The organism is Alkalibacillus flavidus (genome assembly GCF_040545925.1).
Lineage (GTDB): Bacteria > Bacillota > Bacilli > Bacillales > Alkalibacillaceae > Alkalibacillus > Alkalibacillus flavidus.
Map to the genome: position 1 here is coordinate 103,713 of NZ_JBEPMX010000005.1, position 26,824 is coordinate 130,536.

Sequence of the window (26,824 nt, forward strand, 5' to 3'; positions counted from 1 at the left end):
GAATTTCGCCGATAATTGCATTAACCACAAACTTCAACCCTTCGATAACAAGCATTTCTCTACTCACTCACATCAAATACTCAATCATCGATGTCGCAATCGTAAAGTAAATCAACAGTCCAAATATATCATTCAATGTGGTAATAAACGGTCCTGATGCGACGGCTGGATCAATTTTTAGTCGATTAATAATCAGTGGAATAATTGAACCCGTCAAAGTCGACACGCTCAAAGTCAGCATAATGGAAATCCCCACGATAGCAGCAATGACGTAGTTTTGTTCGTAAAATAAAATAATTAATAATGCAATTGTGACGCCACTCCCGGCCCCAATCATGATACCCGTCAACAATTCACGTCGTAATACTTGCCAGACGTTACGTTTATCGAACGTGCCTAGTGCAATATTACGCACCATGACAGCTAGTGATTGTGTTCCCGTATTACCTGCAGCATCCATTAATAACGGAATGAACGCAGCTAAGATCACAATCGTTTGCAGTGTATCTTCAAAATAACCAATCACTTCAGCTGTGATCAGCCCTAAAAACATGAGCATAATAATCCACGGGGCGCGTTTTTTCGTTGATTCCCAAGCGGTAATATCTGTCCCTGTCGCACCACGTACAGCTGACATCTCCCCGAAGTCTTCCGTTGTCTCATCTTCAATAACATCGATAATATCGTCAACTGTAATGATCCCAACGAGTTGATGCTCGTCATTTACAACTGGAGTTGCGAGAAAATCGTATTTTTGGATAAGTCGGGCGACGTCTTCTTGGTCTTGATTCGTTTGAACCGACACAACGCGACGACTCATCACCTGTTCAATCACTTCACTCGGGTCACTCGTAATCAAATCACGGAGCGATACGACACCAACTAAGTACCCGTCTTGATCTATAACATAAATATAATAAATCGTTTCCGCTTCAGGCGCTTCATCTCGCAGACGCGACATTACTTGTTGTACGGTGTCCGTCGTTTTAATCGCGATATATTCTGTCGCCATTAATGCGCCGGCGGTTTCATCGTCATACTCCATAATCTGTTGCACTTTTTCGGCCGTTTCATCGTCCATTTCTTGTAAAGCCGTCGATACGTCGTCATCTTCTAATTCTTCTAAATAATCAACGACATCATCTGAAGCCATTTCATTCAGCGTGGAGATCCATTTCTCGCGCTCCATTTCTTCCATGACGCTTTGTTGTTCTTCAGTCTCTAGTTCTTCTAACATATCCGCCATTTCTTCGGGTGTCAGAGCCTCATACACTTGTTTGCGCAACGTGATATCATCTAGTTGTTCAAACCACTCGACCTGATCCTGAATATGTAATGCTAATAACGACTCACGAAAAAGTTCGGTTTCACCTTTTTTTAGTAAGTCTGATAATTGCTCAAATAAGTTCAATTTCGTTTGGCGACGCATCATCATGTTAACGACCTCCTTTAGTAGCATGTACCCGCAATGCGTTCATATATAACGCAACCTTAATAATATATCTAAAAAACAAACTCGCCTCTCTCAAACAAGGAGAAAGGCGAGTGATGATAACAAATCTTAATCAAAGCGTCCTCCATTCGTTTGAGCTTTAGCACTGTACGGCATAGGATGTACCAGCTACGTTAAAAACGACCTTATGTCGACCGTTTTTGTTGACCCATTGGCGTCTTTGGACATTTTTGGGCAGTAGCATATCTCCGCACAGGAGCCTCACCTAACGAGGGTTTTATCATTTTGTCTTTTATAGAATAAATGATGCGAAGCGACACGTCAATTGTTCGAATCGACACGAAATTCAAACGACGTATATGCTATAATATACCAATATGATACAAAGTGAGGGGTATTGATGTGGCTTAATGCTTTATTTGTTGCACTTGGTGGTGCCATTGGAACGTTTTTTCGCTATTCAATCGATGTAGCGTTTGCCAATACGTCGACGATCATGGTTAATTTAATCGGAAGCTTTTTGTTAGGGTGCCTGACAGCCTACACCCAATCAAACACAATGCCGCAGTGGCTAAAAGTCGGAGTTGGCGTTGGCCTATTAGGCGGTTTTACGACGATGTCGACATTTGCTCAAAACATCCATAGAATGACGCTAAATGGTGCGTGGTTGTTGTCGACCAGCTACAGTTTCGCCTCTGTCATTGGCGGTATAGGACTCGCTTTTATAGGATTTAATGTGATGAAACGGGGGCAAGACACATGACGTTCACCTTCGTTATGATTGGCGGTGCGTTCGGAGCTGCTTGCCGTTACATCATCGGTGAGCTCATCATGCGTCTCCGCTCTACACAAGACTTTCCAATTGCCATGATTATCGTTAATTTACTAGGATCTATCGGGTTAGCGGTCGTTAGTTATTTAATAACCGAAGCAGAGTCGCTTTATCTATTAGTTGGCACCGGGTTTTTCGGTGCGTTCACCACATTTTCGACGTTTAGTGTCGAAGCGATGCAACTGTGGCAGGCCCGAGCTTACCGAGCGTTTGCCACCTACTGTCTCGTAACCATCATCGGTTCCATCGCACTCTTTATGATAACAGCCGAAATATTACAAAACGTGCACTAATGTCGATTAAGTGCACGTTTTTTATTGAGACTTGTTTGATTCACTTTTGGGCTGTCTTGCACCACATTTTACGGTGCTTGACTCATTGTCATTATGCCTTGATTCAAAATCTAAAACGCTTGATTCAAACGTACGCGATCTTGATGCAAACTCATGTCACATCCACACCAACGGAACCAATACCAGCAAAATCAACCTCATATCGACCGCGTTCTAACGGTTTCGGCAACATAAACGTGCCCGATGACACAATCATGCCTGCTTCTAACCGCTTATCTCGTTTTGCTAAAGCATCCACTAACCACATCATCGCATGCAATGGGTTTTCCATCACGTCTTGAGAATGGCCTGTCACAAGGTGCTCACCATTCAACGTCACGCGTGCTTCAACGTTGGCTAAATCAGCTTTTTGCAAATCATAAACCGGATCGCCGACGATAACTTTTTCTGCGACAGCTCGGTCCATCACAATTTGATTAAGCGATAAGTTCGGAAACCAGTCTTCAAAACGTGAATCTGGAATCTCGATACCCGGAGCTATGCGCGTTTTTTGCAACACATCAGACTCGTCGTCACCTGGTTCGATCGTTTCATCGACTAAAAACATTAGTTCCACTTCAATTAATGGTTCGTTTAGATCAGTTAACGCAACACTCTCAGCAACAACGGAATCTTCAAGCAAAGCACCATAGAGCGGTTCATCAGCCTCAAACAGTTGCTGCGTCTCCTCACTCGTTAAACTGATTTTATAACCTTTCAGAGGATTACCTTGTGCAGCAAAATCATCTACTAATTGTTCTTGCAACGTATAAGACTTTCCTAAATCAGCATCATCGGTCACATCACGCGCTAACCGCGGACCTCCACGTTGCGCATCAGTTAACTGTGCTAACACACTCATGTCATAACCTCCTTAGTTTGCGTTCGAATGCGCGACACTTGGGTGCGTTTGACGCTTTTCTTGATACACTTGCCAAGCGAACCATCCGATCACAACAAGCCAAATGATCGACCCTAAAATCATCGACAAACCATAATCTAGCCCAAATCCTTCTGGCGCATAAAAGATATACGTTGAGACGACGCCTGTCATAAACGTAGCAGGGACACTACAAATCCAGTGGAATTTCGCCTGTTTCAACAAATACATCGCACCTGTCCATAACATCACCGTCGCGACGAGCTGATTCGTCCAACCGACGTAACGCCATAAGAATGAGTAATCAATTTGTGACAACAGAAAAGCTGGCAGTGCTACTGGTACAATTAACAACAGTTTCGATTTTCGCCCATCGAACGATTTTTTCGTCACTTGACGAAGCACATCTCCTAACATCATTCGTGACGACCGAAGCGCTGTGTCGCCAGTTGTAATCGGCAAAATAATCACACCTAAAATCGCCAATATACCCCCCAAAGTCCCAAGCGTTGTCTGGCTAATTTCGTTAACGACTCCTGCAGCGCCACCTGCCGCAACGGCTTCTTGTAAACCACCTGTATTGCCGAAGAACGTCATACCTGCCGCAGCCCAAATAAGCGCGATTACACCTTCACCAATCATCGCACCGTAAAACACTTTGCGACCTTCAGATTCCTTTTTTATTGTCCTTGCTAAAATTGGGCTCTGAGTACTATGAAAACCAGAAATCGCACCACACGAAATCGTCACCATCATCAGTGGCCAAAGCGGTAATTCCTCTGGATGCATACTCGTAAACGTTAAATTCGGTATCGGATGTTCAAATAAAAACAACATGCCGAATCCAATGGCGACTGCCATAAAAATTAATATACCACCAAATACAGGATAAACTTTGCCGATAATTTTATTGATCGGAAGGACAGCTGCGACAAGCAAATAAACAAAAACGAGTACAATGGCAACTGTAAACGTCAGTGGCGTCAACTGAGCGATCAACTCTGCTGGCCCCGCTGTAAACGCCGCAGCCACTAACACCATTAAAGCAATCGAAACAATATTAATCGATGATTGCGCATATTTTCCTAAGTATTTTCCGACAAGCGCCGGATATTGTTCACCATTATGTCTTAAGGACATCATCCCTGCAAAATAATCATGGACAGCCCCTGCAAAAATCGAACCTAACACAATCCATACAAAAGCAATCGGACCATAAAGGGCTCCCATAACCGCACCGAAGATCGGACCAAGCCCAGCAATGTTTAACAGCTGGATCAAACTTCCTTTCCACCAACTCATCGGACTGTAATCAAAACCATCTTGCTTAGCATAGGCAGGCGTTCGTCGCGAATCGTCTGCTCCAAAAATTCGTTCAACCACCTTTCCGTACGTTATGTAACCCACAATTAAAAATAAGATGGATGCTAGAAATGTAAGCATCACTGGACCTCCTCTCGATTCTTTTATTTTGCAAAGCTAAAAAGCATCACCGTATTCCAGCTTTGCGTTAGAAAATTTAACCTGTATTCTACTCCCATATCCAACCCGTTGCAACCCCTTATATCGCAATTTTTTAAATTTTCTAATAAAAACGCTTACATATTGAAAAGGGGTTGAAACCTGCTTCAACGTGTATTATGATTATTATTAAAATTTTCAGAAAATAAAGGGGATGACAACATGGCTGAACAATCACTATCTGTTTTTAAAACCACTTCCTATCAAGAAAAACCTTTCGATCATGAACTTTCATTTGGTCGAACATTCACTGATCACATGTTTCTCATGGATTACTCCGAGGAATCAGGGTGGCATGATGCGCGAATCACACCGTATCAACCGCTTCAAATCGACCCTGCCGCGATGGTATTCCATTACGCCCAATCTGTATTCGAAGGACTCAAAGCATACCGCAGTCCTGAAGGCGATCCACTCCTGTTTCGTCCAAAACAAAACCTTGCCCGGTTAAATCAGTCCAACGACCGTTTATGCATTCCACAAGTTGACGAAGACTTTTTACTCGAAGCCTTAAAACAATTAATCCACATTGAACAAGACTGGATTCCGCATACTGAAGGCATGTCGCTTTACATTCGGCCGACGATTATTTCAACACAATCTTTCTTAGGTGTTGCACCGTCAACGAATTACAAATTGATCATTATTTTGTCACCTGTTGGCGCTTACTATAAGGAAGGCATTAACCCAGTTAAAATCGCCGTCGAAAATGAATATGTCCGTGCTGTTCGCGGTGGTACGGGTGAAGCGAAAACGGGGGGTAACTACGCGGCGAGTTTGAAAGCGCAAGAAACGGCAGGCAAAGACGGCTATGCTCAAGTTCTTTGGTTAGATGGTGTTGAAAAGCGTTACATCGAAGAAGTGGGAAGCATGAACGTCTTCTTCAAAATCGGTAACGAAGTCGTCACGCCACGGTTAAACGGGAGTATTTTAAACGGGATTACACGCGATTCAGCCATGCAGTTGTTGCGTCATTGGGGGTATGATGTCGTCGAACGCGATATCACCATTGATGAGTTGTATGACCACTATCAACAAGGGGATGTCAAGGAAGCATTCGGTTCAGGAACAGCCGCGGCGATTTCGCCAATCGGACAACTCGACTGGGGCGAAAATAAAATGGTCTTTAACAATGGGGAGACAGGCTATCTTGCCCGGAACTTATACGACACCTTAATGGGCATCCAATACGGCCAACAATATGACCCATTCAACTGGGTCGTAAACGTGAACCAACCCGTGCAATCACATGTGTCATAATAGTAAAAGCCGACCGTCACGATATAAAATCGTGACGGTCGGCTTTTTAATGGATGCATTTACATGTCGAGTTGAATCAAAACTGTATGTTCTTGATTCAAACGCTTCATGGATTGATTCACTTTTAAAACGACTTGAATCAAACGCTCAGCTGCTTGATTCAACTTTCGAACGTCTTGAACCAAACGCTCATTTATTGTGATTTTTCTTCGTGCACGCGGTCGAGAACGAGTTCATATGCATCGTTTCCGTAGTTTAGGCAACGTTTAACACGTGAGATCGTTGCTGTTGAAGCACTTGTTTCTTCTTCGATTCGTTGATACGTATGCCCTTCACGTAACATGCGTGCGACATCTAGGCGTTGAGCTAGCGCTTGTATTTCGTTCACTGTCGCGACATCGTCAAAAAATCGATAACACTCTTCGACATCTTTTAACTGCAAAATCGCTTCAAATAATTGGTCTAACTCACGACCGCGTAATTTATCAATTTGCATGATTTGCCTCCTTCATTACTCGTATGTAACCGCTTCTATTAGGCCAGGTGATTCTGGGACGACATTCACCCATGTTTGACCAGGGATTAACGATAGCGGTTCTCCGTCTACCATTGGGGTCATGACATCATTCACCGCCTCCCATTGGATTTCTTTCAACTTGCCACCTTGTAAGGCGTAACCTTGACCACCAGATTGAATATCAATCTCGCGTCTTCCGACATCATCAATCACTTGATGCCCTGTTTCGTATATTAACACATTTTGAAGAACGACAGGGTCGCCGGAACCTTTTTCCATCGTTTGTTCACCGTCATTGTAACGTAAATAACCATCGTGCTCAGCGCTATATTTGTATGACACTTCACGGTTAGACGAATAGACAATCTTAGCGGATTCTGCCGTTTCACCTTCAATCGGCTCGTCGTTATTCACCGAACGGAAATTTAACTCATCGTGTGATTGTTCGACGTCAATGCCTTTATCTTGCGCTACATTATGGGCATTATCTAAAAATACGTATGAATTGTGTGGTGCACGTCGGTCAGATGAACGTTCGAACAACACACCATCATTATCATGAAAAGCACCGTTTAAATTATCAATCCAACCTGCTTGAATGTCATTTTCAATAAACTGCGCCGCGCCATGGTACACATAAATCGCATCATGCGCATTCGCTGTATCAATATAGTACGAGCGAGCACTGCGAACAGGACCAACACGTTCAGGGATTTCGCTATGGTAAAGTGCAACTAAACGTGTAATATACCCTTCAGCCAAAAACTCATAGACGATATCCGCTTCCGTTAAACCCGTTTGTGGGCGCGCTTTCGGATGGTTATTAATCATCACAGCAAACGCACGACGATCAAGCTGTTCATCCGCTTCTTCGCCGGTTAACGGATATGTAAAGGCAGGTTCTTCTGGTTCTTGTTCTTCCTCATCTTGATTTTGCTCGTTATCATCATTTTGTTGCTCATCATCCGTCGTTTCTTCTTCTGTCGACTCTTCTTCCGGTTGAGTTTGTTCTGATTCGTTTTCACCGTCACTACAAGCGACAAGCAAGACGGCTAACACAATCCCCCAAAGCCAAATCGATTTTTTCATCCTATACACCCTTTTTGCAATTAGTCTATCTCTATTTTAACGCATAACAGAAGGAAAGAGTATCTCTTTTTTCTTAATATCAATTATTCCTTTCGGCGTAATCCGTACATAAGGTAAGTGCGTCGATGATAAAAATAACAACGTATACACCGGATCATTAAATGGATAACCGTGTTCCTTTAAAATCGTCTTGAGTTCACGTTCTTTCACCATTAAGTCATCCATTGATAAATCAGACATCACACCTTGCAGCGGCAGTGGCAATTCATAAATAATCTCACCTTGGTTCACAATGACGATCGCACCACCGAGTTCTTTCATTCGTTCGAACGCTTGATTCATATCGTCTGTGTTTTTCCCGATTAATACAATGTCACCTGTGTTCGAATACGAACTCACTAAACCGCCGATTGACTTCGTAAACCCTCTTAAAAATGACGAAATACGCCAATGCCCGTCACGATCGAGCAGCATGACGTTCGCTGTCTCATCTGCTGTCGATAAAGACTGACTTTGCGATTCAGATTGGACGAGGTATGGCTTCATGATGACATCATTTAACATCGTCATACCAATCGGTGATGAAAAAATGAGATCATCTTCGCGCAACGACCAGTCAATGGTTAATTCGCTCAAGCCGTAGCGTGGCCATTCAATATTCGGTGTTAACCGCTGAAAGGCATACCCTTCAAACGTAATCCATTCGCCTTTCGCCAGTACAGCTGTCGGTGTTGGCGCGTCTTTTGCATCTAAAAAATTGATGTGCGCGATGCGTCCGGGCGCAATGCTACCGATTCTGTGATCAATACCAAAGTAACGCGCCGCATTGATCGTCGCCATGGCATATGCCTCTTCAGTTGAAACGCCACTTTCAATCGCAATCTCGATACAACGGTCCATCACACCTTGTTCGTAAAATGAAGGCGTCGATCCGTCTGTTGTGAAAAATAAATAATCGTAAAATTGTCCGCCGTAAGACGATAAGCCAGCTAATATACCAGGTAAGTCAGGTCGAATCGATGAGTAACGCAAACCGGTGTAATAACCAAGACTGACGCGGTTATATACTTCCTCGGCCGAGATCGACTCATGATCACCGTCTGCTCCGAGCAATTTCAGCTTCGTTAATGTTTTCGGTGAGGCGCCTGGAAAATGGCCTTCGACGACTTTTCGCCTCTGTTTTGCCTCTTGCATCCAGTACAACCCACGATCATCTTCGGATAAAATCTCCGGCCAATTCGTCAGCTCACCGCCTTGTATGACCGCATTATGCGACAACCAATCCAGCACAACGTCATCGTCAATAAAACTTTCTTCATCACGCAATTCGGATTGCGAATCAAACCGCGCCCACCAAAACATCGAAACAGGCAAGGTTTGCGAATCATCCAATAAAGAAAACGCTTTCTTTTTTTGCAATAATAAAAGAAGCATCAAGTTATCATTCACGAATGTCGTTGTCCCACGCTTCGATGCATATTCGACGAATGAGTGGGGATTATATAACTGAAATGGGTGTACATGCGGCTCGACATAACCAGGCACTAAATATTGTCCAGCACAGTCAACAATATCTGTTTCATCCGATACATGCTCTGGCATTTCCTCACCAATATAAACGATACGATCATCATAAATCCAAATATGCGCTTTCACCCATTGTTTCAGAAAAACATTGAGGTACGTCGCATTTTTTAACACGAGTGACGGAGCAATCTCACCATCTATAACGGCAGTATGTTGTCTGATTTGTTTATTACGCCATCTGTACAATTGTTCTTTCATCATGCATGCCTCCTATAGTCAGTGAGTAATGTCCACTTATGGTAAATTTTAATACATTAAACTTCTGAAGGGAAGGGTAAAATGGGAAAACAAAACATTGGAACGATTAATGCGCTCATTCGAATTACATTAGGGTTCTTTTTGATGAGTTATGGGTCTGTACGAGCAGTGAAACGCCCGTGGAATCAACGCTATTGGTTACTCATTTTAATCGCAGCGATGAAAGTGGCTGAAGGAATTGTACGCTATTGTCCGATGACAGACTTCGCCAAACGACAAATCAATGCCAATTTACCGTTTAATTTATTCACAGATCCCGATAATCTTGAGGGGACAACGAGTGACGACAATCATGACACATCCACTCAACCTTAAAAGACATTAACGCCAAACAGTTAAGCTGTTTGGCGTTATTCTTGCTTAATGGCCTGAAACACAATGTCTTGTTCCACAGGCTCAGGGTCACCGTTTTGCTGTTCTTGAAAAACAGGCTTTTCAATCCGACGCACCGGACGATAACCTTCTTGCTGCATTTGATTTAAACAATCGTCAATCGATTGATAGTCACTCACTTTGAATTTTTTCTTCTTCACGCTTCAATCGACTCCCTCTGACTTTCTTCACCCAGAAACCGCCATGAATTTGACGCGGTTCATACGCGATAATAAACGCTTTCGGGTCAATTTCTTTAATCGATTTATATAACATGAGTTCATACTTACGTGGTGTTAACACTTGGATTGCTAATCGGTCACCTTCCATACCGTATGCGTACCAACTCGTTACACCATAACCGCGATTCCGTAACGACTCGGTAAACGGAATGCTTGGGTCAGACGATATCACATTTACCGTAATATAGCCAACCGCTAATTTCTCTTCAACTTTCATACCACTAATAACACCAACACCGAAACCGAGTGCATAAGCAACTAAGTTTTGGATCTCACCTAAGTTATCTAACACGAGACCTAAACCAACTGTGTAAAAGGTAATCTCAAACACACCGACAGACGCGGCGATATATTTTTGACCTTTCAACGTAAAAATCGTTCGAACTGTTAATAACGACACGTACACGATATTAACCGTAAAAATAATGGCAAGCATTACAAGACCTGATTCTAACATGATGGCCCTCCTCTTCCTAACATGACTCATACGATTTTAACTGAGATGATCATCCATATCGTAAATGATGTTCCAAACAGATTACACGGGAATCACCTGGATGTCAATACACTTTTATCCTGAGCACAATTCCTATTATATCACGTGTTTCTACTTCTAATGAAAGACGAATTTCAGCACGATGTCAACGAATTCGATGCTACTGAAATAGTAAATGTAGATTTGATCTATTTGTCGATTTTAAGATTTTATCGTCGTTATCACTATTATATTGTCGAACTTCAAATTTTATCGCCGAATTTCACTTTTTATCGCCGATCCTCAAAATATATCGCCGAACTTCCTTAATGACGGCAAAACAAAACCCATGCTCGCTCGGAACATGGGTATCCAATAGTTTTTATTCAGGTAAGAAAATAAAATACAGCAGGAAGATCACAAACAGGACATACATCACGGGGTGAATTTCCTTAGCGCGACCTTTCACAAGCATCGTAATTGGGTAAAAGATAAACCCGATCGCAATACCTGTTGCAATACTATACGTTAGCGGCATCGAAATTAACGTTAAAAATGCAGGAACAGCAATTTCGAATTGATCCCATTCAACGTGACGTAAATTCGCTGCCATTAAAATGCCGACAATAATCAACGCAGGGGCTGTCACTTCAGCGGTCACAATACCGAGCAGTGGTGAGAAGAACAAAGCGAGTAAAAACAATATCGCTGTGACGACCGATGCAAAACCTGTTCTTGCGCCAGCACCGACCCCTGTTGTCGATTCGATAAACGAAGTCGTTGTCGACGTTCCTAAAATCGAACCAGCGACTGTTGCGGTCGAATCTGAGAATAATGCGCGGTTTGCTCGAGGTAGTTTGCCTTCTTTCATCATACCACCTTGTGTGGCAACAGCGACAAGCGTTCCACCTGTATCAAAGAAATCGACGAATAAGAATGTCATAATCACGACGAGCATTTGTAACGTAAAGATTTCGCCGAAGTTGCCAAATGCAGCTCCGAATGTTGGCTCTAAACTCGGCACACCACTGACGACGTCATTCACACCTGATGGCGGATCGATCAAGCCGACTAGCATGCCGACAACAGCCGTGATAATCATACCGTAAAACACGCCGCCTTTATAGCCTAATGTCAGCAAAATCACCGTGGCAACCACACCGAATATAGCGAGCAATGTGTAAGGGTCTTCTAGATTGCCGAGTGTTAAATACGTTTCCGAGTCCGCCTCAATAATACCGACATTCGTTAACCCAATAAATGCGATATAAACACCGATACCAGCACCGACGGCTAATTTTAAATTGTTCGGGATCGCATTAATCACTTTTTCACGTACACCTGTTAACGTTAAAACCATGAAAATAAGACCTGAAGCTAACACACCAGCGAGCGCCGTTTCCCACGGAATCCCCCACTGCAAAATCACCGTATAAGCAAAGAATGCGTTCAAGCCCATACCTGGTGCGAGCGCAATCGGATACCGCGCGACTAACCCCATCACGAGCGTCCCGATCGCACCAGCTAGTGCCGTGGCGACAAAGACCGCATCTGGGTCCATGCGTGTCACACCTTCTGGCAACTCCTCAAAATCTAATAAAGCGAGCACTGACGGGTTAACAAATAAAATATACGCCATCGCTAAAAACGTCGTAATCCCGCCAATAATCTCGCGACGATAGGTCGTCCCTAATTCTTCAAAACGAAAATACTTTTTCAACATGATGTCCTCCCTTATTTTATGAAACACTAAAAAAAAGCACCCTTGAGCGTAATCGCCAAGAGTGCATACGAGGACATAACACAATACAGTTGTCGATGCCAAAAAGACACAACACCTCTATTGTCGTTTTATTCGTCACTCATAGTCGGACTATTTACGGTAGTCCGGTAGAAACTCTTGGGCCGTATTCCCAATATTATATAAGTGTTTCATATAAAATTTTCTTTACACCTACTACTCTATCTCGAGAAAGGATGAACGTCAACCATTATTTAGACAAAATTTGATCCGTCACGCGCGTCCATACTTGGTAGTAATCGGACGTCCTAGCATCTAGCGATTCATCACGGTAAACAAACCGTTCATAATACTGTGTCAGCTCACTCATACTCTTACCATCTAACACACGGTCAGCTTGCGATGCATATTCTCGCAACGTCTCACCCGGCTTAAATGGATAACCTTCTTTCGCTAACAATTTCATTACGAATTGATACGACTGAGTGATCGTACTCTGATTAGGATGATGCTTTAACTGTCGTTTGCGCCAAGCGGTCGTTAAATGATCGCGATAATAAAACACTAAACCACCCGTCACAACGACGATTACACTCACAATAACCGTCGTCCACAGTGAGATTGTCGGTCCATCCCCACTAGCAGCAGCACCAGTTTCATCTTCGTCGCTACCTTCATCAAGCTGATCGTTCACATCAGATTGTTCCGATGAATCCGGTTGATCAAGCGTATCATCTTCGTTGTCCTCTAAAATGTCTTCAATCGACTCTCCTGTCGAAAAACTCGCTTGGTTTTGGAAGCCGACTGTCGGCTCAAACGGTACCCATCCGACGTCTGGGAAGTAAACTTCTACCCAAGAATGGGCGTTGTTGTTTTCCACTTCAAACACACCAGACCCTGCATCAGGGAACGTCTCTTGTTGAAATGCTCGATCGCCGCCGGTAAACCCTTTCGCCCAGCGCGCCGGGATGTCTAGCGAACGTAACATGACAACCATCGATGTTGAGAAGTTATCGCAATAGCCACGCTGTGTTTCAAATAAAAATTGATCGACATAATCTTCGTCTTCATCCGGTACAGCAACATCGTCTGTTGCATATTGGAAATTATTTCGGCTAAAGTAATCTTCAATCGCCGCGGCATAATCATAGCGATTTTGATCTTCTTCCGCGACAATCTCTTCTGCCAAAGCACTTACACGTTCCGGAAGATCTTCTGGCAATTGTAAATACCCCTCATCGATTCCGGACTCTGAGTTATATTCAACAGGCACTTGTCGCATCGCATTGCGCGGAAAATCAGGACGAGTCGCTTCAAATGAATACGAATCCTCCACAAGCATTTGCTCGCCATCGTCTAACGACAACAATTCCCCCGTTATCGGATTGTATTCGAAATTAATCCCCGTTTGGTCAGTTCCGACTTGATCAGTACCATAAATATACGGCAATTTCGTTAAATTCCCCGGTTCAACCATTTGTAATTGGAAATCCGTCTCAAGCTCGCCAACGACATCACCATACTGTGACATTTCAGGAAATTGGCCAGCATCATTAGCAATCGTCTCGCCATCTGATGACCGCTGCCAACCGAGACCTGTATAGACATCTTTCGTTTCAACTTTCCAATATCGCGGTGAATTTGCCGTCGCTAAAAACACCGTCGTATCATCCATTTGGAAACCGCCGCCGAGACGATCATCATTTTCACCGTAACCGACACGACGAATACCACCATCTCCCGGACCATCACCGAATCCACCCGCTGAAGCGGCTTGAATAAACGAGACAGGATCTGGCCATTGTGGTTCATACTTTGGCGCGGCATAACCAATTGCAGCACTAATACCAATGACGAACATCATCGGAGCTAACCATTTCACCCATTGACGCGGTTGCGGTAAAGCCAGGCTTTCTTTTTCCACAATACGATGGAAGTTAGCCAGAACGAGTAATAACGCACTTAACACAAACACACGAACAATGGCAGTATTCGCCTCATATAACGTAAACGTATCGAGAGCCGTCACATATAACACCGTTAGTAAAATAAACGCAAACGGTCGCTTTACAACGACGAACCAATAATATAACAAATAACTTAACATCCATAACAATAATAAAAAGAGTATCGTACGAAATAGCGGTGTTAAGGCTTGCCAATTTTGTTGCATCGTTGCTACTATATTTTGCATCATATCTTGTGCGAGGAGTCCAATCCATTCAAACGAAAAAAACGTTGTATCAACGAATAAATAATGGACAAACACGAGTAACATAAACCCTTTGATTGTCGAGACAACACCAACAGGCAACTGCAGTAACGACAATGCGAACATGAGTACAATAAAGACCATAAACACATGCGTTTCACCCGTATCTGTCACAATATTTAACGGGTAAACCCACTCCATTAAAAGCAACATACTACCGATATAGAGCGCCAACGTTACCCAACGATTCGACTGATCTAGTTTTAGCCTCATGATGCGCTCACCTCAATCTGTCTCCTAGCTAAACGATCCTCATTTAACCACGTTACTTTAACGCCTGCATAATGTAATTGATCAAGCCCATGACGTTCGTCTTTCGCCATTAAATGCTTACTACTTACGAACACAAGCTCAACATCGACTTGTTGTTGCCTCAATTGCAACACTGTCTGATGAATTGCTTTCGATAAATCGTGTGTCACAATCACTAAATGGCGATCTTTTGATAAATGCCACGCTTCACGCTTCAATTGTTTCGCAAATTGATGATCCTTCACCATGCGAATTTGACTTAACAGTTGTGTTAGTCGTTCGATCGATTGTTTACCATGTTTTAACGTGACTTCTTCGCGCACTTTACCAAGCGCTACGACACTCACATCACCATAATCACCGTATGATTGTAATGAAATAGAATACGTCAACTCAACCCCCGCTTCAAACGCAAGCCAACGACTGTCCTCATCAGCATGACCGTTCAAAATTACCGTTAAGTCTTTCTGTTTTTCTTCTTCAAATTCTTTCGTCACGAGTTCATGCTTACGCGCTGTCGTCTTCCAATCAATCCACGACAACTGATCACCCGGAGCATAATCGCGCACACCGGAGACGAGATTCGTATGGTTGGCTTTCACCGCATAGTTCGTTTGCTGACCTTCTTCAAATGTAGACTGCTCAATCCCTAGCTTAAGCGGAATCTCGCCAGGTTCTACTAATACATGCGTATCAACATCCACATACCGCTCCCGCTTCACAAACCCTAGTAAATCACCCGTCATCACTTTCACTTGTTTAAAATGATGACGCCCGCGTGGAATCGCATCTAATTCGTATTGAAACTGCAGCTTCTGTTTCATAAATGGAAACATAACCGATTTCGCTTGCTTACGATTTTTCAATTGCTCTGGATGGGTTAAAAAACGATATTTATACTGCTTCGTATCATGCCACGTCACCATCTCTGGCAAATCATCTTCCACGACTAAATAAAATAATGGTAGCGGCACCCGACGTTGAATGGTTAACGTCACTCGGAGGGTTTGACCTGATTTCAAATAATGCTGATTAACGTTTCGCTCCACTTTCATAAGCCCCATCGGATAAAACACCATCATCATCCCATAAAGTAAAATCGGTACGAAACTAAAAAACAAAAACCAGCTCACAAAGCCACCTTGAAACATACTATAGACGAATAAGATAGCTATAAGGGCCAGAATCGCCAATAATGTCACAATCGTTTTAACAGATCGAATCATGCTTTATCCTCTTTCTACAGGAATCATCGTTTTCTTAATCAAGTCTTCTAACAACTGTTTGTCCGTCTTCCCTTCAAATTTCGCCTCAGCCGTTAATTGTAAACGATGGGCTAAGACATGCGGCGCCATATATTTCACATCATCTGGAATCACATAATCGCGACTTTGAATTAACGCATACGCTTGGGCTGCTTTCATCAGTGCAATAGACGCACGCGGGCTTGCACCTAATTGAATAAGCGGGTGCTTCCGTGTATTCGTCACGATTTCTACAATGTATTGTTTCACCGATGCACTCACATGAATATCTTGCACTTCTTCTTGCTTCTCTAATAAATCCGCTCTCGTCATCACCGGTTCAACCGCATCAATCGGATGACCGTGAGTCGAACGGTCAAGCATCGTGATTTCTTCTTGTTTTACAGGATAACCCATTTTGAGTTTGATCAGAAAACGGTCGAGTTGCGCTTCTGGCAACGGATACGTCCCTTCATACTCAATCGGGTTTTGCGTCGCTAAAACGAAGAAAGGATCGTTTAACGGCCGCGTCATGCCATCAACGGTAATATGTTTTTCTTCCATACTTTCGAGCAGAGCAGATTGTGTTTTCGGCGATGTCCGGTTAATTTCATCCGCTAGCACGATATTGCCCATAATCGGTCCCGGCTGAAACTGGAATTCCATCTCCTTTTGGTTATAAATCGACACACCTGTTACATCAGACGGTAATAAGTCCGGCGTAAATTGAATCCGTCGAAAATCAAGATCAAGCGATTTCGCAATGGAGCGAACGAGCATCGTTTTACCGACCCCTGGCACATCTTCTAACAAGACGTGGCCTTGCGCAAGCAGTGCAACAATCGTCAATTCGATCGTTTCGCGCTTGCCAACCATGACTGTTTCGATATTATCAATAAGTGTTTGAATTTGCGTGCGTTGTTCCGCCATTTGTTGATTCATATGTAACATCCTCCCTCAATGCATTGCATGTTTGATTGTATGATAGCGACCAAACTTGTGTAACTACATCCATTATGGTTTTGGCTTCTCGACGTTATACCCTAGTTGGCGCATGTTTTCACGATAATTCCGACAATGCTCTTTAAAACATTGCGGACGAAAATCTTTCGGTAATTGATCTTTAAATTTTTCATAACAAAAACAACGATCCACGTCTATCACCTGCTCATCCCTACTCAACTTCGAAAGTATAAGAAAAGTCAAAATTTTATACCACTATGATAACACGAAATTGAAGTAAGTCGTGAATAAAATAAAAGTCGCTTCCAATTTTAGAAGCGACTTTTATTTTATTCCCGATTAAATTCGCCCATAAATGACAGGGCGTAAAGGGCAGCTAACCCGACAATAATATAAATAAGGCGTGGAATAAAGGCATCCATGCCACCAAACAAGCTGCCAACGAGATCCCATTCGAACAATCCGACTAAGAGCCAGTTCAAGCCGCCAATAATCAATAAAATCATCGCTGTCAATTTCACAAAAAACACCACCTTTTCGTCGTCAATATGAATAGTGACTATATGATGTTAGTATCACGCATTCACGCTTATTCATACATCAGCCATATTAACGGGTATAGGTGGTGTTTGGGGACTTATGATTGCTGCTTTAAGACATCAAACAATTGGTCAACATTGACGCGGTCTTCAGGCGATTCATCTAAATGAGAGAAAGTCATTTTACCCTTTTCATCCAAAATAAGTGTCGCCCCTTGAATCGAGACATCTTCTGATTTCATCGACTTCATGACAACGTCTTTTTGACCATTATCTTTCGGTATGACGTTGGAAACTGTGCCTTTCAACATCCCTTTTAAACTCTTCATTAACAATTTACCTTTTGGCATCGTTTTCGTGCCCACTTCATCGTACGCTTGTTTGTCCGGGTCACCATAAAACGGAAATGGATAATCACCGAATTGATTAAGAAATTCTTGTACGAATGAACCTTTATGTGGCGCAATGACTATTAACTTATAGCCGAACTGCTCTAATTCTTCATAACGTTCACGCAACTGCGTGATATGCTCGCGGCAAACTGGTCAACCAAGGTGACGAACGAGCGTCACGACTGTTTTCTGACCCTGAATCAACGCGTCTAATTCGACCGTTTCGCCGTTTGTTTTTTCTAATATTGCGTTCATCGAGCGGACCCTCCTTTTAGAAATAGTTTACCCGAATCTCGCGAGCGTTCAAACTATTTTGTTTGGAGGGGACGTAAAATATCGTCGTTATGTTAAACATATCGTCGCGTTTTCAGTTTTATCGTCGCAAACGAAAATATATCGTCGATTCACCGAAAATATCGCCGAGCTCAGCAATTTATCGCCGGATTCTCGATTATATCGTCGACTTCGCTTATGAAGCGACGCGTTCTTTAACTGGACGATGTTCCGGAACATCAATTGTGCTGTTCTCTTCTTTATAAGCACAATAAATGAAGAAAACCGCAATGAGTAAGTAAGCAACCGCATATTGCGACGCGGCATTAAACGCCATTTCAGAGGCGTGCATGAAGCCTGCAAATGACAGACCAGCTGCGACAAGCGAGAAGACAGCGGCTTTCACAAAGCGTCGATCGATTATAAAGACCGTCACGGACCCTAAAATAATCGCCGTAAACATCGCCCCTTCACCTAACGGGACAATGCCTTCTGAAATACCTGACACAACTTGACCGGCATCACCGTTAAATCGCGTCATCACATAGTTCGCGAAATACGGAAGCATCGCGAGCGCAACAGCCGGATAATACTTCGTTTCGTTCGATTGAAACGCTGTTCCGACCATCGATAACCCGACAAAGACTAAAATCGGCGCAATCGCTGCCATCGGAATAATCGCTGACAACGCCGCAACAACTCCTGTCACAGCCGCTAAACCAAAGACAGCCGCATTCAAAATACTATAGCCACGGCCGGCTCCCATTTCTTTTGACCCAACAGACGCAATATAAACGGTTGTCGGAAATAAGCCACCAAATACAGAACCTAACATCGTACCAACACCATCAACAGCCTGGCATTGTCGCACGTCATAGCCATCACCTGCTGCATCCATCGCGTCGACGTTGTTCATCGTTTCAATCGAATTGTACACCGTAATCGGAATAATCACTGCTAATAAACCAATCATGGCCGTGAACAACATCGTCATTCCATCAAAAGCTGCTAACGTCGGCAAAATCGGGTACAACCCTACATTCGATAATCCTTCAGAAATTTGACTCGGTGACTGATAGCCTAACGTAAAAGCTAAAACCGTTCCAATCACAATTGCAAATAAGGACACAGGAATATTAAACGGCATCGCGACTTTGCCGATCACCCCAACAATAATGATCATGAGCGTCACAAGGCCGACGACCGGAATTGAAAACGTATTAAATAACATCTCACCTGCAACAAACGTAATCGCGACACCCGCAAGCGCTCCGAGTAAAGCCGCTCGTGGAATTTGTTTACGAATCCAATTCCCCGCAACACTACCGATCACTTGAATCAAACCACTCAAGAAAGCAGCTGCAACTGCGATTTGCCATGCCAATTGATAATCATTCGTTAACGATTGCGCTGGCACTAAAACACCGAATAAAAAGACAAACATGACCGGCGTGCTAATTCCATACGACAACGCCGTCACATCGGTTCGTCCTTCTTTTTCAGCCAATTTCTTCGCCATATGTGCATAATACAAATTACCAACAATAACAGCCACAGCCGCACCAGGAATCACTTGGCCAAAGACAATACTCGTCGGAAAACCTAACCCTAACATCGTCACTGCAATTAAGACAAAGTTTGCTAAGTTATTTTGAAATAACGCGAAAAATGCATCTGTGTCTTCTTTCTTAAACAATGGATAATGAACTGCTTTTTCCATCTTCATCGCCCCTTTTTATTTATTGGTTACGACTTCATCAACAAATGTTACTTCACCATTTGATAACGATTCGATCCGTGCTAGTGATTCGACTTGATAACCTTCCATCTCCAATTGCATCCGGCCTTCCTGGAACGCCTTTTCGATCACCGCACCAACACCTACAACTGTCGCCCCTGCTTCTTCAACGACTTCAGTTAAACCTAGTGCTGCATTACCATGAGCTAGGAAATCGTCAATGATTAAGACCCGATCCCCTTCAGCTAAATACTCTTTCGAGACAATCACTTGATTGAGCTCTTGTTTCGTATACGAATAAACACGACTCGTATACACGTCCTCTGACCCAGTTAACGCCTTTTTCTTTCGAGCAAACACAAGTGGCACGTTTAACGTGTTCGCTGCCATGAAACTTGGCGCAATGCCTGATGATTCCAATGTGAGTACCTTTGTGACGGACTGACCCTGAAAACGCTTAGCGAATTCCTTTCCAATCATCGTCATGAGTTGGGTGTCGACTTGATGATTCAAGAAATTATCCACTTTCAAAATATGATCCGACACTACGGATCCCCGCTCTCGAATCGCTTCGTGTAATACGTCCATAATCAAACCTCCTTTAGACTATTTGACAATAAAAAAAGTCGAATGCTTCAAACCACTTCGACTAAAAGTGATTTCAAGCATTCGACTTATATGACCATACAAAATAAGTACGAAAAGATAAGGATTTAGACCTGTTAAAACGACAGTCTATCCCTATTCGCATCCATCACTTGTAGTCAAGTTATTTACGGTAACTTGGTAGAAACTCGTGGGCCATATCCCCACTATTATACAAGCAGTTTATGAAATTGTTCGTTTATGTCTATCATTATACATGATGGACATATGAAATCAAGTTAAAATATCCAAAAACCGAACGAAATTTAATGATAGAACGATTTAGTTCGTCTTTGAAAGATTAATAATTAATAATTACTATAACAAACCAATATGACATTATCAATAGCCTTTTGTTTATTTTTTGTTTAAGTAGATAAACCACGAGCACCTGATAACCGTGTTATAATAAGTTTATTAAGTCAAAAAGGGTGACCCAATTGATCGAACAAGCAACACGCACATTAAATCATTATTATGGCTTCACCTCTTTCCGCCCTGGACAAGAAAGCGCCATTCAATCCATATTAGACAATCAACATACACTGGCAATCATGCCGACTGGTGGCGGGAAATCACTTTGCTATCAGATTCCGAGCCTCGTCAAAGATGGCACGGCCATTATTATTTCACCACTCATTTCGTTAATGAATGATCAAGTGGAAGCCTTACAAACAGTCGACATAGATGCAACCTATATCAACAGTTCTTTAAGCGCATCCGAACAACAACAACGTTTGCGACGGATGAAAGCTGGCGACTATAAGTTGGTTTACGTTTCACCCGAACGGTTCGAGACGCCGAACTTCTTACATACGTTAAACCAACTCAACATTTCATTGATCGCATTTGATGAAGCCCACTGCATCTCGCAATGGGGACACGACTTCCGGCCGAGTTATCGCTCTGTCGTTCCTGCGATGAACGAATTGAGTGAGCAGCCACCTGTCATCGCCTTAACAGCAACAGCCACGCAGACCGTCATTCACGACATTCAGCAACTGTTGTCTATTCAAACTGAACACACAGTCGTGACAGGCTTTGCTCGGGATAATTTATCTTTTCACGTGGTTAAAGGTGTAGATCGTAAGAATTATGTTCAACATTTCGTCCGATCAAAACCAGATGAATCAGGTATTATTTACACGCCAACACGGAAAACGACCGATCAAGTGTATGATCTATTAAACGACCAAGGCATTAAGACTGCTCGTTATCACGCTGGCATGACGAAAGACGAGCGCCAAGCTGCCCAAGAAGCATTTATCGCTGACGACATCCAGGTCATGGTTGCGACGAACGCATTTGGTATGGGCATCGACAAATCAAACGTTCGCTACGTGCTACATTATGCGTTACCTAAAAATATCGAGTCTTATTATCAAGAAGCCGGGCGCGCAGGCCGTGATGGCGTCGATAGTGAGTGCCATTTAATCTATTCACCTCAAGACATTCAGCTACAGAAATTTTTGATTGAGCAATCGGATTTAGATGACTCACAACGCCAAGATGAGCACAACAAACTGCAAGACATGATCGCTTATTGCCATACGCACCAATGTTTACAGCGTTATATTTTAGATTATTTTGGTGACAAAGAAACACCTGGTAATTGCGGCAAGTGCTCCAACTGCTTAGACGAAGGCGAACGCGACGATATGACGAAGGAAGCTCAGATGATCATGTCTTGTGTGAAACGTATGAACGAGTCATTCGGCATTACAATGACGGCGAAAGTGTTAAAAGGCTCTAAAAGCCAAAAAGTGATAGACATGAATTTTCATAAGCTATCAACTTATGGCTTGCTTAATCACTACACCGAAAAAGAAATCATCAATTTGATCAATTATTTAGTGGCTGATCAGTACTTAACCGTTTCTGACGCGCAATTTCCTGTTTTGAAATTAACATCACAGGGAGCTGCTGTTCTGAAAAACGAAAAACAAGTCTGGATGAAACGTCCAGAACAAGCCAAGCCAGTCGAGCTCACATTTTCTGAAGAATTATTCCAGACATTACGTAACTTACGCAAAACCATGGCAGACGAACAAAACTTGCCACCTTACTTGATCTTTTCCGACGCGACCTTAAAAGAACTTGCAAGCCACATCCCAGAAACAGAAGCGGACATGCTAAGGATTAAAGGAATTGGCGAGAAAAAATACGAACAATACGGCGAACCATTTTTAGAAGCCTTACAAGCATTTCGAGCGGAACACGGCGATGCCATTGACAAAACACAATCAGTAACGACGTCAGCAACCCCTACGCGCAAAAAAGACGAACACGCTTCCGAGCAACCAAGCTACATCACGTCATTCGAATTATTTGCGAGCGGGAAAACGATCAACGACATCGCAGACGAACGCGGCCTTTCACCTAACACCATCGAAAGCCATTTATTCCGTGCCTATTCAGAAGGCTATTCACTCAAATTCGATCGCTTAGTCACAAGCGAAACGGAAGAGCTTATTTTAAAGACGATTAACGAGTTAAATTCAGAGGAAACGCGATTCAAAGCGATTAAAGAGGCACTACCTGATGAAGTGAGTTATACGGAGATTAAAGCAGTGTGCTTAAAGCATCAATTACTGTAAGTTCATATTAATGGACATAATAAAAACCTAAAAGACGAAGAACTTTTTTTCGTCTTTTAGGTTTTTTCCTCAATCACTCTTCTTGATATGGTTTTGTTTGATAAAAATAATTCGGCTTCTCTGTTGCATTACTGTACGGCTTATGGAAAACATGCGTTGTTGCTGGGGATACTGGTGGAATCAGCCAAGACCATTTTCCAGTCACATCTCGATCAGCTTTCGCTTCTCTTTCTTCAAACTTCTTAAATTGCTGGGCGGCTGTATGGTGGTCAACAATACTAACACCAGCTTGTTTAAACGAATGGAGGACAGCTGTATTGAGTTCGATTAACGCACGATCTTTCCATAGTGTAGAAGGTCGATCATTACTAAGGTTCATATAATCAGCTATGGTTGGAAGCATGTTATATCGATTATCATCAGCCAAATTACGTGCACCAATCTCGGTTCCCATATACCAGCCATTAAAAGGAGCTGCTGAATATAAAACCCCACCAATATCAAGTGACATATCTGATATAATCGGAACGGCATACCACTTCAAGTTTAAAGCAGTAAACCACTCATATTCAGGATGACTAATTGAAACCTCATATACTAAATCTTCGGGAATATTAAACCACTGTGGTTCATGATCATTAACCTGAATGACTAGTGGCAAAACATCAAAGTGTCCATACTTGGGTTCCCACCCTAAATCGATGCATGCATTTGTAAATGCAATAGAATCAGGATCGCCAATTATCCCACCCTCAGTTTCATAACCTGCATAACGAATGAGCTGATGATTCCAAATCCGTACCGTTTCACCAGATATACTCTGAGAAAACACAGAAATCGTCGGCCTTATCTTTCCACCATTAGTAGCAAAATCAATGTGTTCTATTAAAGCTTGATATATAGCTTTTTCCGTATTGAGGTGTCTCTTATCCAAGACATGCAACTGATCCCAGAAAAGTCTTCCAATACAGCGGTTACTATTACGCCAAGCAGCCTTTGCTCCGAACTTTAACTCTTCATAATTATGCTCATAAAAACCATTATCATCTATTTCTCGAAAAACTTCTTGAATACGTTGTTCTACTTCACCTTCCGTTTTACCGAGTTCGTCATAACAAAGACGCAAAAATTTCTCCGCCTCTTGAAACATTTTTTCCATAGTTAAATCACCCCTATGATACCAAACCTATTCTTTCTTAAATTTATCATAGGACTGTTTCAATCAGATTCAACAATTGTGAGGAAAATAGTAAAGTTTAAGCTTCTTTCATAAACTTTTGATATTGACTATGACCATCCGTTAAACCAACCGCTTCGAAATGATTGTTCTTATAATAATCATTTAACCTCTTATTGTCCGCAACACAGTCTAACCTTAGGTACGTTTTATCAGTTGTATTATTTTCGATCCAAGCCAAAATTTCTTTTCCAAGCCCGTTATTCATGTAGGATGGAATAATCGCAAGCCTATGTAAGTAGAGGGAATTTGAGTCAGGATCATCCCCCCAAATATGTACATCCCATTCACTCTGTTCAGATAAGAGTGTGAAGGTCGCTACTATTTGTTCATTCCACTCCACCACATAGGTATCATTGTTGGCTATAGCCTGTTTAATCTCCTCATCGTCTCCGCCTGCTAACAAAAAGCTCCATTGATCGATCTCATTATTTTTCAGCCAAAGAGCAACGACCTTTAACAGTTTAATAACTTCATCACAATCCTGCTTCGTCGCCTTCCTAACATCAAAACCTTCAATTTGATCTAAATACATTTTGATCTCCTTATAGATTATTAATTTTGAATTAAGATGACCTTGCCACTTTAATTCTATATGATAAACATTCTGAAAGTGACGCTTTTGGGATAAATCTCATTTCATCCCGATCCATGGCACCGCCAGGAATCACTTCAACGACTTTTAATCCCGCTAAATCACACAACGATTTTATTTCATCAACATGATAACAAAATAGAACTTGCGTGAATGATTCCTCCGGGGTGTCTTTGTACCACCATGTGTCTGTCATTTGGTTAGTTTCATGAATGTAGCCATATCTCCTGCAAACGTTAGCTTCGGGATCTATATACATTTGTTTGCCGTCAGCTTTCTGCCAATATGGTGGGTTATAAATATCAATCAAACCAATGCCATCTTCAGTTAACCACTCTCGAATCCGCTTCAAAAGATAAAGTTGATCAGGATCTTCACCAATACCAAAACCGTCGATGTACAACACAGCATCGAAAGTTTGGGGCAAGTCAATATTATAAAAACTTCCACATAACGACGTCACATTCGGATGACTATTTTGTTTCGCAAACTCAACTAATTCAGGAACCAACTCCACTGTCTTAACAACTTTATTAAATTCAGCAAGTCCCAGAGCAAGATTGCCATTACCTGATCCAATTTCTAAAACAGTCGAAAAATCTTTACCAATTTGATTGATGATCTCTTTTGCGGCTTGTTCATCGCGCTCGCTAAATCCCTGTAAATCCTTCATCATATGGAATTGATTTTCGTAAAACGGTTTTACCCAATTCTCTTTCGCCATAGTTTAACCTTCTGCCATATTTAAATTTTTGAATAGGATCAATTTAAAATTTAGAATCCCCACAACTATGCACCCCTTTTCCCCAATCATTCTTGAGGAGGCAAGGAATAAGTAACCTCTCCCGCTTCATTCAAAAACTCCATTCTCGGCACATCGTCTGCGTCAACAACCATTCGAATACGCGGTTGACCTTTAGAGTCATGAAGCCTCACACTCACATCACCATTAGCGTCCTTACCCATAAAAGCCCGAGTAGCATTACCTTGGAATAATTCATTGAGTTTTTGATTCTTTTCTTCGTCAGTTAAATTGGATTCTCGAATCTTTTTATCTTCTTCCAGTATTTCTGTGAGCGGTTGATCTGGACGGTCATAAATTGAAAAGCCGTAATGTGTCTCCCCTTTATGCTCCGTAAAATGCATTTGCACCACTTGATCTTGTTCATATTCATCAAATGTTAATGAAGCATCCGCATATACATTCCCATCTTCGTCTTCTTCACTTCCATAGACGAGACCACCACACTCATCACCTTTTCCGTTATAAAACATGATGCCGGAAATCGGTTCGTCCTGTCTATGACCTGGCAGAACATCTTCACCATTCATCAATATTGGCGGAATCTGATCTTGATTAAATAGGGTCATTTTAATGTCATTATTATGATTAACTATATTGAGCTTCTCCACATTCAGCTCTTCAAACCGTTTTTTATGTTCCATATCTGAATCCTCCCTAACTCATATTATAATCGTTACACTACTATATATGCCATAATTTTTCTATTTTTCGAA

Annotated in this window: 24 protein-coding genes, 1 pseudogene and 3 riboswitches; of the genes and pseudogenes, 5 read left to right on the forward strand and 20 right to left on the reverse strand. The window is 42.4% G+C overall.

Annotated features, from left to right (window positions below; genetic code table 11):
• Window positions 1–67: 67 nt before the first annotated feature.
• Window positions 68–1,435, reverse strand: a complete 1,368-nt coding sequence (gene mgtE, locus ABID56_RS06380; RefSeq protein ID WP_354219791.1) for a magnesium transporter — start codon at window positions 1,433–1,435, stop codon at window positions 68–70.
• Window positions 1,436–1,569: 134 nt separating this feature from the next.
• Window positions 1,570–1,733: riboswitch (M-box (ykoK) riboswitch) on the reverse strand.
• A 120-nt stretch (window positions 1,734–1,853) separates the two neighbouring features.
• On the opposite strand from mgtE, the gene ABID56_RS06385 reads away from it, so the two are divergent.
• On the forward strand, window positions 1,854–2,216 hold the full coding sequence (locus ABID56_RS06385; RefSeq protein ID WP_354219792.1) for a fluoride efflux transporter FluC: 363 nt from the start codon (window positions 1,854–1,856) through the stop codon (window positions 2,214–2,216).
• Complete coding sequence (gene crcB / locus ABID56_RS06390; RefSeq protein WP_354219793.1) at window positions 2,213–2,578, forward strand: fluoride efflux transporter CrcB; 366 nt, start codon at window positions 2,213–2,215, stop codon at window positions 2,576–2,578. The genes ABID56_RS06385 and crcB overlap by 4 nt, the downstream gene beginning before the upstream one ends.
• A gap of 151 nt (window positions 2,579–2,729) precedes the next feature.
• Here crcB and ABID56_RS06395 read toward each other — a convergent pair whose 3' ends face one another.
• Both ABID56_RS06395 and ABID56_RS06400 read right to left on the reverse strand, forming a co-directional pair.
• Window positions 2,730–3,479 carry a 2-keto-4-pentenoate hydratase gene (locus ABID56_RS06395; protein WP_354219794.1) on the reverse strand — a complete coding sequence of 250 codons (750 nt, stop codon included), beginning with the start codon at window positions 3,477–3,479 and terminating at the stop codon, window positions 2,730–2,732.
• 12 nt (window positions 3,480–3,491) lie between these two features.
• Complete coding sequence (locus ABID56_RS06400; RefSeq protein WP_354219795.1) at window positions 3,492–4,940, reverse strand: carbon starvation CstA family protein; 1,449 nt, start codon at window positions 4,938–4,940, stop codon at window positions 3,492–3,494.
• Between the two features lie 240 nt (window positions 4,941–5,180).
• On the opposite strand from ABID56_RS06400, the gene ABID56_RS06405 reads away from it, so the two are divergent.
• Window positions 5,181–6,278, forward strand: a complete 1,098-nt coding sequence (locus tag ABID56_RS06405; protein ID WP_354219796.1) for a branched-chain amino acid aminotransferase — start codon at window positions 5,181–5,183, stop codon at window positions 6,276–6,278.
• Between the two features lie 193 nt (window positions 6,279–6,471).
• Here the strand turns inward: ABID56_RS06405 and ABID56_RS06410 are convergent, their stop codons facing one another.
• Genes ABID56_RS06410 through ABID56_RS06420 form a run of 3 tightly spaced genes read right to left on the reverse strand, consistent with a single transcriptional unit; the run spans window position 6,472 to window position 9,669 of the window.
• Entirely contained in the window at window positions 6,472–6,774 is a 303-nt protein-coding gene (locus ABID56_RS06410; RefSeq protein WP_354219797.1) for a YerC/YecD family TrpR-related protein, read from the reverse strand.
• A gap of 15 nt (window positions 6,775–6,789) precedes the next feature.
• The gene (locus tag ABID56_RS06415; RefSeq protein WP_354219798.1) at window positions 6,790–7,884 is read right to left on the reverse strand and encodes a DUF3048 domain-containing protein; all 1,095 of its coding nucleotides are present in this window, start codon (window positions 7,882–7,884) and stop codon (window positions 6,790–6,792) included.
• Between the two features lie 36 nt (window positions 7,885–7,920).
• Complete coding sequence (locus ABID56_RS06420) at window positions 7,921–9,669, reverse strand: adenine deaminase C-terminal domain-containing protein (protein WP_354219799.1); 1,749 nt, start codon at window positions 9,667–9,669, stop codon at window positions 7,921–7,923.
• An 81-nt stretch (window positions 9,670–9,750) separates the two neighbouring features.
• Here ABID56_RS06420 and ABID56_RS06425 point away from each other — a divergent pair, with 81 nt between their 5' ends.
• Window positions 9,751–10,044: a YgaP family membrane protein gene (locus tag ABID56_RS06425; protein ID WP_354219800.1), complete on the forward strand. Its 294-nt coding sequence runs from the start codon at window positions 9,751–9,753 to the stop codon at window positions 10,042–10,044.
• Between the two features lie 35 nt (window positions 10,045–10,079).
• Here the strand turns inward: ABID56_RS06425 and ABID56_RS06430 are convergent, their stop codons facing one another.
• From ABID56_RS06430 to ABID56_RS06475, 10 genes and pseudogenes are all read right to left on the reverse strand, one after another.
• The gene (locus ABID56_RS06430; RefSeq protein WP_354219801.1) at window positions 10,080–10,262 is read right to left on the reverse strand and encodes an NETI motif-containing protein; all 183 of its coding nucleotides are present in this window, start codon (window positions 10,260–10,262) and stop codon (window positions 10,080–10,082) included.
• Complete coding sequence (locus tag ABID56_RS06435; protein WP_354219802.1) at window positions 10,234–10,800, reverse strand: DUF2179 domain-containing protein; 567 nt, start codon at window positions 10,798–10,800, stop codon at window positions 10,234–10,236. The genes ABID56_RS06430 and ABID56_RS06435 overlap by 29 nt, the downstream gene beginning before the upstream one ends.
• A 400-nt stretch (window positions 10,801–11,200) precedes the next feature.
• The gene (locus tag ABID56_RS06440) at window positions 11,201–12,538 is read right to left on the reverse strand and encodes an NCS2 family permease (protein ID WP_354219803.1); all 1,338 of its coding nucleotides are present in this window, start codon (window positions 12,536–12,538) and stop codon (window positions 11,201–11,203) included.
• 125 nt (window positions 12,539–12,663) lie between these two features.
• A riboswitch (purine riboswitch) is annotated at window positions 12,664–12,765 on the reverse strand.
• Between the two features lie 44 nt (window positions 12,766–12,809).
• Complete coding sequence (locus ABID56_RS06445) at window positions 12,810–15,044, reverse strand: transglutaminase TgpA family protein (protein WP_354219804.1); 2,235 nt, start codon at window positions 15,042–15,044, stop codon at window positions 12,810–12,812.
• The gene (locus ABID56_RS06450; protein WP_354219805.1) at window positions 15,041–16,309 is read right to left on the reverse strand and encodes a DUF58 domain-containing protein; all 1,269 of its coding nucleotides are present in this window, start codon (window positions 16,307–16,309) and stop codon (window positions 15,041–15,043) included. The genes ABID56_RS06445 and ABID56_RS06450 overlap by 4 nt, the downstream gene beginning before the upstream one ends.
• A gap of 3 nt (window positions 16,310–16,312) precedes the next feature.
• On the reverse strand, window positions 16,313–17,269 hold the full coding sequence (locus ABID56_RS06455) for an AAA family ATPase (RefSeq protein WP_354219806.1): 957 nt from the start codon (window positions 17,267–17,269) through the stop codon (window positions 16,313–16,315).
• A 350-nt stretch (window positions 17,270–17,619) separates the two neighbouring features.
• Window positions 17,620–17,796, reverse strand: a complete 177-nt coding sequence (locus ABID56_RS06460; RefSeq protein WP_354219847.1) for a DUF378 domain-containing protein — start codon at window positions 17,794–17,796, stop codon at window positions 17,620–17,622.
• Window positions 17,797–17,927: 131 nt separating this feature from the next.
• Window positions 17,928–18,362, reverse strand: a pseudogene (locus ABID56_RS06465) (AhpC/TSA family protein); the annotation flags it as partial.
• Between the two features lie 328 nt (window positions 18,363–18,690).
• The gene (locus tag ABID56_RS06470; RefSeq protein WP_354219807.1) at window positions 18,691–20,214 is read right to left on the reverse strand and encodes a SulP family inorganic anion transporter; all 1,524 of its coding nucleotides are present in this window, start codon (window positions 20,212–20,214) and stop codon (window positions 18,691–18,693) included.
• Between the two features lie 15 nt (window positions 20,215–20,229).
• The gene (locus tag ABID56_RS06475) at window positions 20,230–20,820 is read right to left on the reverse strand and encodes a xanthine phosphoribosyltransferase (RefSeq protein ID WP_354219808.1); all 591 of its coding nucleotides are present in this window, start codon (window positions 20,818–20,820) and stop codon (window positions 20,230–20,232) included.
• A gap of 153 nt (window positions 20,821–20,973) precedes the next feature.
• Window positions 20,974–21,075: riboswitch (purine riboswitch) on the reverse strand.
• Window positions 21,076–21,308: 233 nt separating this feature from the next.
• On the opposite strand from ABID56_RS06475, the gene recQ reads away from it, so the two are divergent.
• The gene (gene recQ / locus ABID56_RS06480) at window positions 21,309–23,474 is read left to right on the forward strand and encodes a DNA helicase RecQ (RefSeq protein ID WP_354219809.1); all 2,166 of its coding nucleotides are present in this window, start codon (window positions 21,309–21,311) and stop codon (window positions 23,472–23,474) included.
• A gap of 73 nt (window positions 23,475–23,547) precedes the next feature.
• Here recQ and ABID56_RS06485 read toward each other — a convergent pair whose 3' ends face one another.
• The 4 genes from ABID56_RS06485 to ABID56_RS06500 all read right to left on the reverse strand — a co-directional run bounded on the left by ABID56_RS06485 (window position 23,548) and on the right by ABID56_RS06500 (window position 26,752).
• The gene (locus ABID56_RS06485; protein ID WP_354219810.1) at window positions 23,548–24,633 is read right to left on the reverse strand and encodes a nitric oxide synthase oxygenase; all 1,086 of its coding nucleotides are present in this window, start codon (window positions 24,631–24,633) and stop codon (window positions 23,548–23,550) included.
• Window positions 24,634–24,730: 97 nt separating this feature from the next.
• Complete coding sequence (locus ABID56_RS06490) at window positions 24,731–25,246, reverse strand: GNAT family N-acetyltransferase (protein ID WP_354219811.1); 516 nt, start codon at window positions 25,244–25,246, stop codon at window positions 24,731–24,733.
• Window positions 25,247–25,277: 31 nt separating this feature from the next.
• Window positions 25,278–26,030 carry a class I SAM-dependent methyltransferase gene (locus ABID56_RS06495; RefSeq protein WP_354219812.1) on the reverse strand — a complete coding sequence of 251 codons (753 nt, stop codon included), beginning with the start codon at window positions 26,028–26,030 and terminating at the stop codon, window positions 25,278–25,280.
• Window positions 26,031–26,116: 86 nt separating this feature from the next.
• Window positions 26,117–26,752 (reverse strand): hypothetical protein, encoded by a 636-nt coding sequence (locus ABID56_RS06500; RefSeq protein ID WP_354219813.1) that lies wholly within the window; start codon window positions 26,750–26,752, stop codon window positions 26,117–26,119.
• Window positions 26,753–26,824: the final 72 nt, after the last annotated feature.

What these genes read in the sequence shown, in the direction of transcription:
- ABID56_RS06475 (WP_354219808.1), bottom strand. Translation starts at nt 20,820, where the DNA reads ATGGACGTATTACACGAAGCGATTCGAGAGCGGGGATCCGTAGTGTCG.
- ABID56_RS06415 (WP_354219798.1), bottom strand. Translation starts at nt 7,884, where the DNA reads ATGAAAAAATCGATTTGGCTTTGGGGGATTGTGTTAGCCGTCTTGCTT.
- ABID56_RS06420 (WP_354219799.1), bottom strand. Translation starts at nt 9,669, where the DNA reads ATGAAAGAACAATTGTACAGATGGCGTAATAAACAAATCAGACAACAT.
- ABID56_RS06485 (WP_354219810.1), bottom strand. Translation starts at nt 24,633, where the DNA reads ATGGAAAAAATGTTTCAAGAGGCGGAGAAATTTTTGCGTCTTTGTTAT.
- ABID56_RS06455 (WP_354219806.1), bottom strand. Translation starts at nt 17,269, where the DNA reads ATGAATCAACAAATGGCGGAACAACGCACGCAAATTCAAACACTTATT.
- ABID56_RS06470 (WP_354219807.1), bottom strand. Translation starts at nt 20,214, where the DNA reads ATGGAAAAAGCAGTTCATTATCCATTGTTTAAGAAAGAAGACACAGAT.
- mgtE (WP_354219791.1), bottom strand. Translation starts at nt 1,435, where the DNA reads ATGATGATGCGTCGCCAAACGAAATTGAACTTATTTGAGCAATTATCA.
- crcB (WP_354219793.1), top strand. Translation starts at nt 2,213, where the DNA reads ATGACGTTCACCTTCGTTATGATTGGCGGTGCGTTCGGAGCTGCTTGC.
- ABID56_RS06500 (WP_354219813.1), bottom strand. Translation starts at nt 26,752, where the DNA reads ATGGAACATAAAAAACGGTTTGAAGAGCTGAATGTGGAGAAGCTCAAT.
- ABID56_RS06395 (WP_354219794.1), bottom strand. Translation starts at nt 3,479, where the DNA reads ATGAGTGTGTTAGCACAGTTAACTGATGCGCAACGTGGAGGTCCGCGG.
- ABID56_RS06425 (WP_354219800.1), top strand. Translation starts at nt 9,751, where the DNA reads ATGGGAAAACAAAACATTGGAACGATTAATGCGCTCATTCGAATTACA.
- ABID56_RS06495 (WP_354219812.1), bottom strand. Translation starts at nt 26,030, where the DNA reads ATGGCGAAAGAGAATTGGGTAAAACCGTTTTACGAAAATCAATTCCAT.
- ABID56_RS06385 (WP_354219792.1), top strand. Translation starts at nt 1,854, where the DNA reads ATGTGGCTTAATGCTTTATTTGTTGCACTTGGTGGTGCCATTGGAACG.
- ABID56_RS06445 (WP_354219804.1), bottom strand. Translation starts at nt 15,044, where the DNA reads ATGAGGCTAAAACTAGATCAGTCGAATCGTTGGGTAACGTTGGCGCTC.
- ABID56_RS06460 (WP_354219847.1), bottom strand. Translation starts at nt 17,796, where the DNA reads ATGATTTTATTGATTATTGGCGGCTTGAACTGGCTCTTAGTCGGATTG.
- ABID56_RS06400 (WP_354219795.1), bottom strand. Translation starts at nt 4,940, where the DNA reads ATGCTTACATTTCTAGCATCCATCTTATTTTTAATTGTGGGTTACATA.
- ABID56_RS06405 (WP_354219796.1), top strand. Translation starts at nt 5,181, where the DNA reads ATGGCTGAACAATCACTATCTGTTTTTAAAACCACTTCCTATCAAGAA.
- ABID56_RS06435 (WP_354219802.1), bottom strand. Translation starts at nt 10,800, where the DNA reads ATGTTAGAATCAGGTCTTGTAATGCTTGCCATTATTTTTACGGTTAAT.
- ABID56_RS06450 (WP_354219805.1), bottom strand. Translation starts at nt 16,309, where the DNA reads ATGATTCGATCTGTTAAAACGATTGTGACATTATTGGCGATTCTGGCC.
- ABID56_RS06410 (WP_354219797.1), bottom strand. Translation starts at nt 6,774, where the DNA reads ATGCAAATTGATAAATTACGCGGTCGTGAGTTAGACCAATTATTTGAA.
- ABID56_RS06490 (WP_354219811.1), bottom strand. Translation starts at nt 25,246, where the DNA reads ATGTATTTAGATCAAATTGAAGGTTTTGATGTTAGGAAGGCGACGAAG.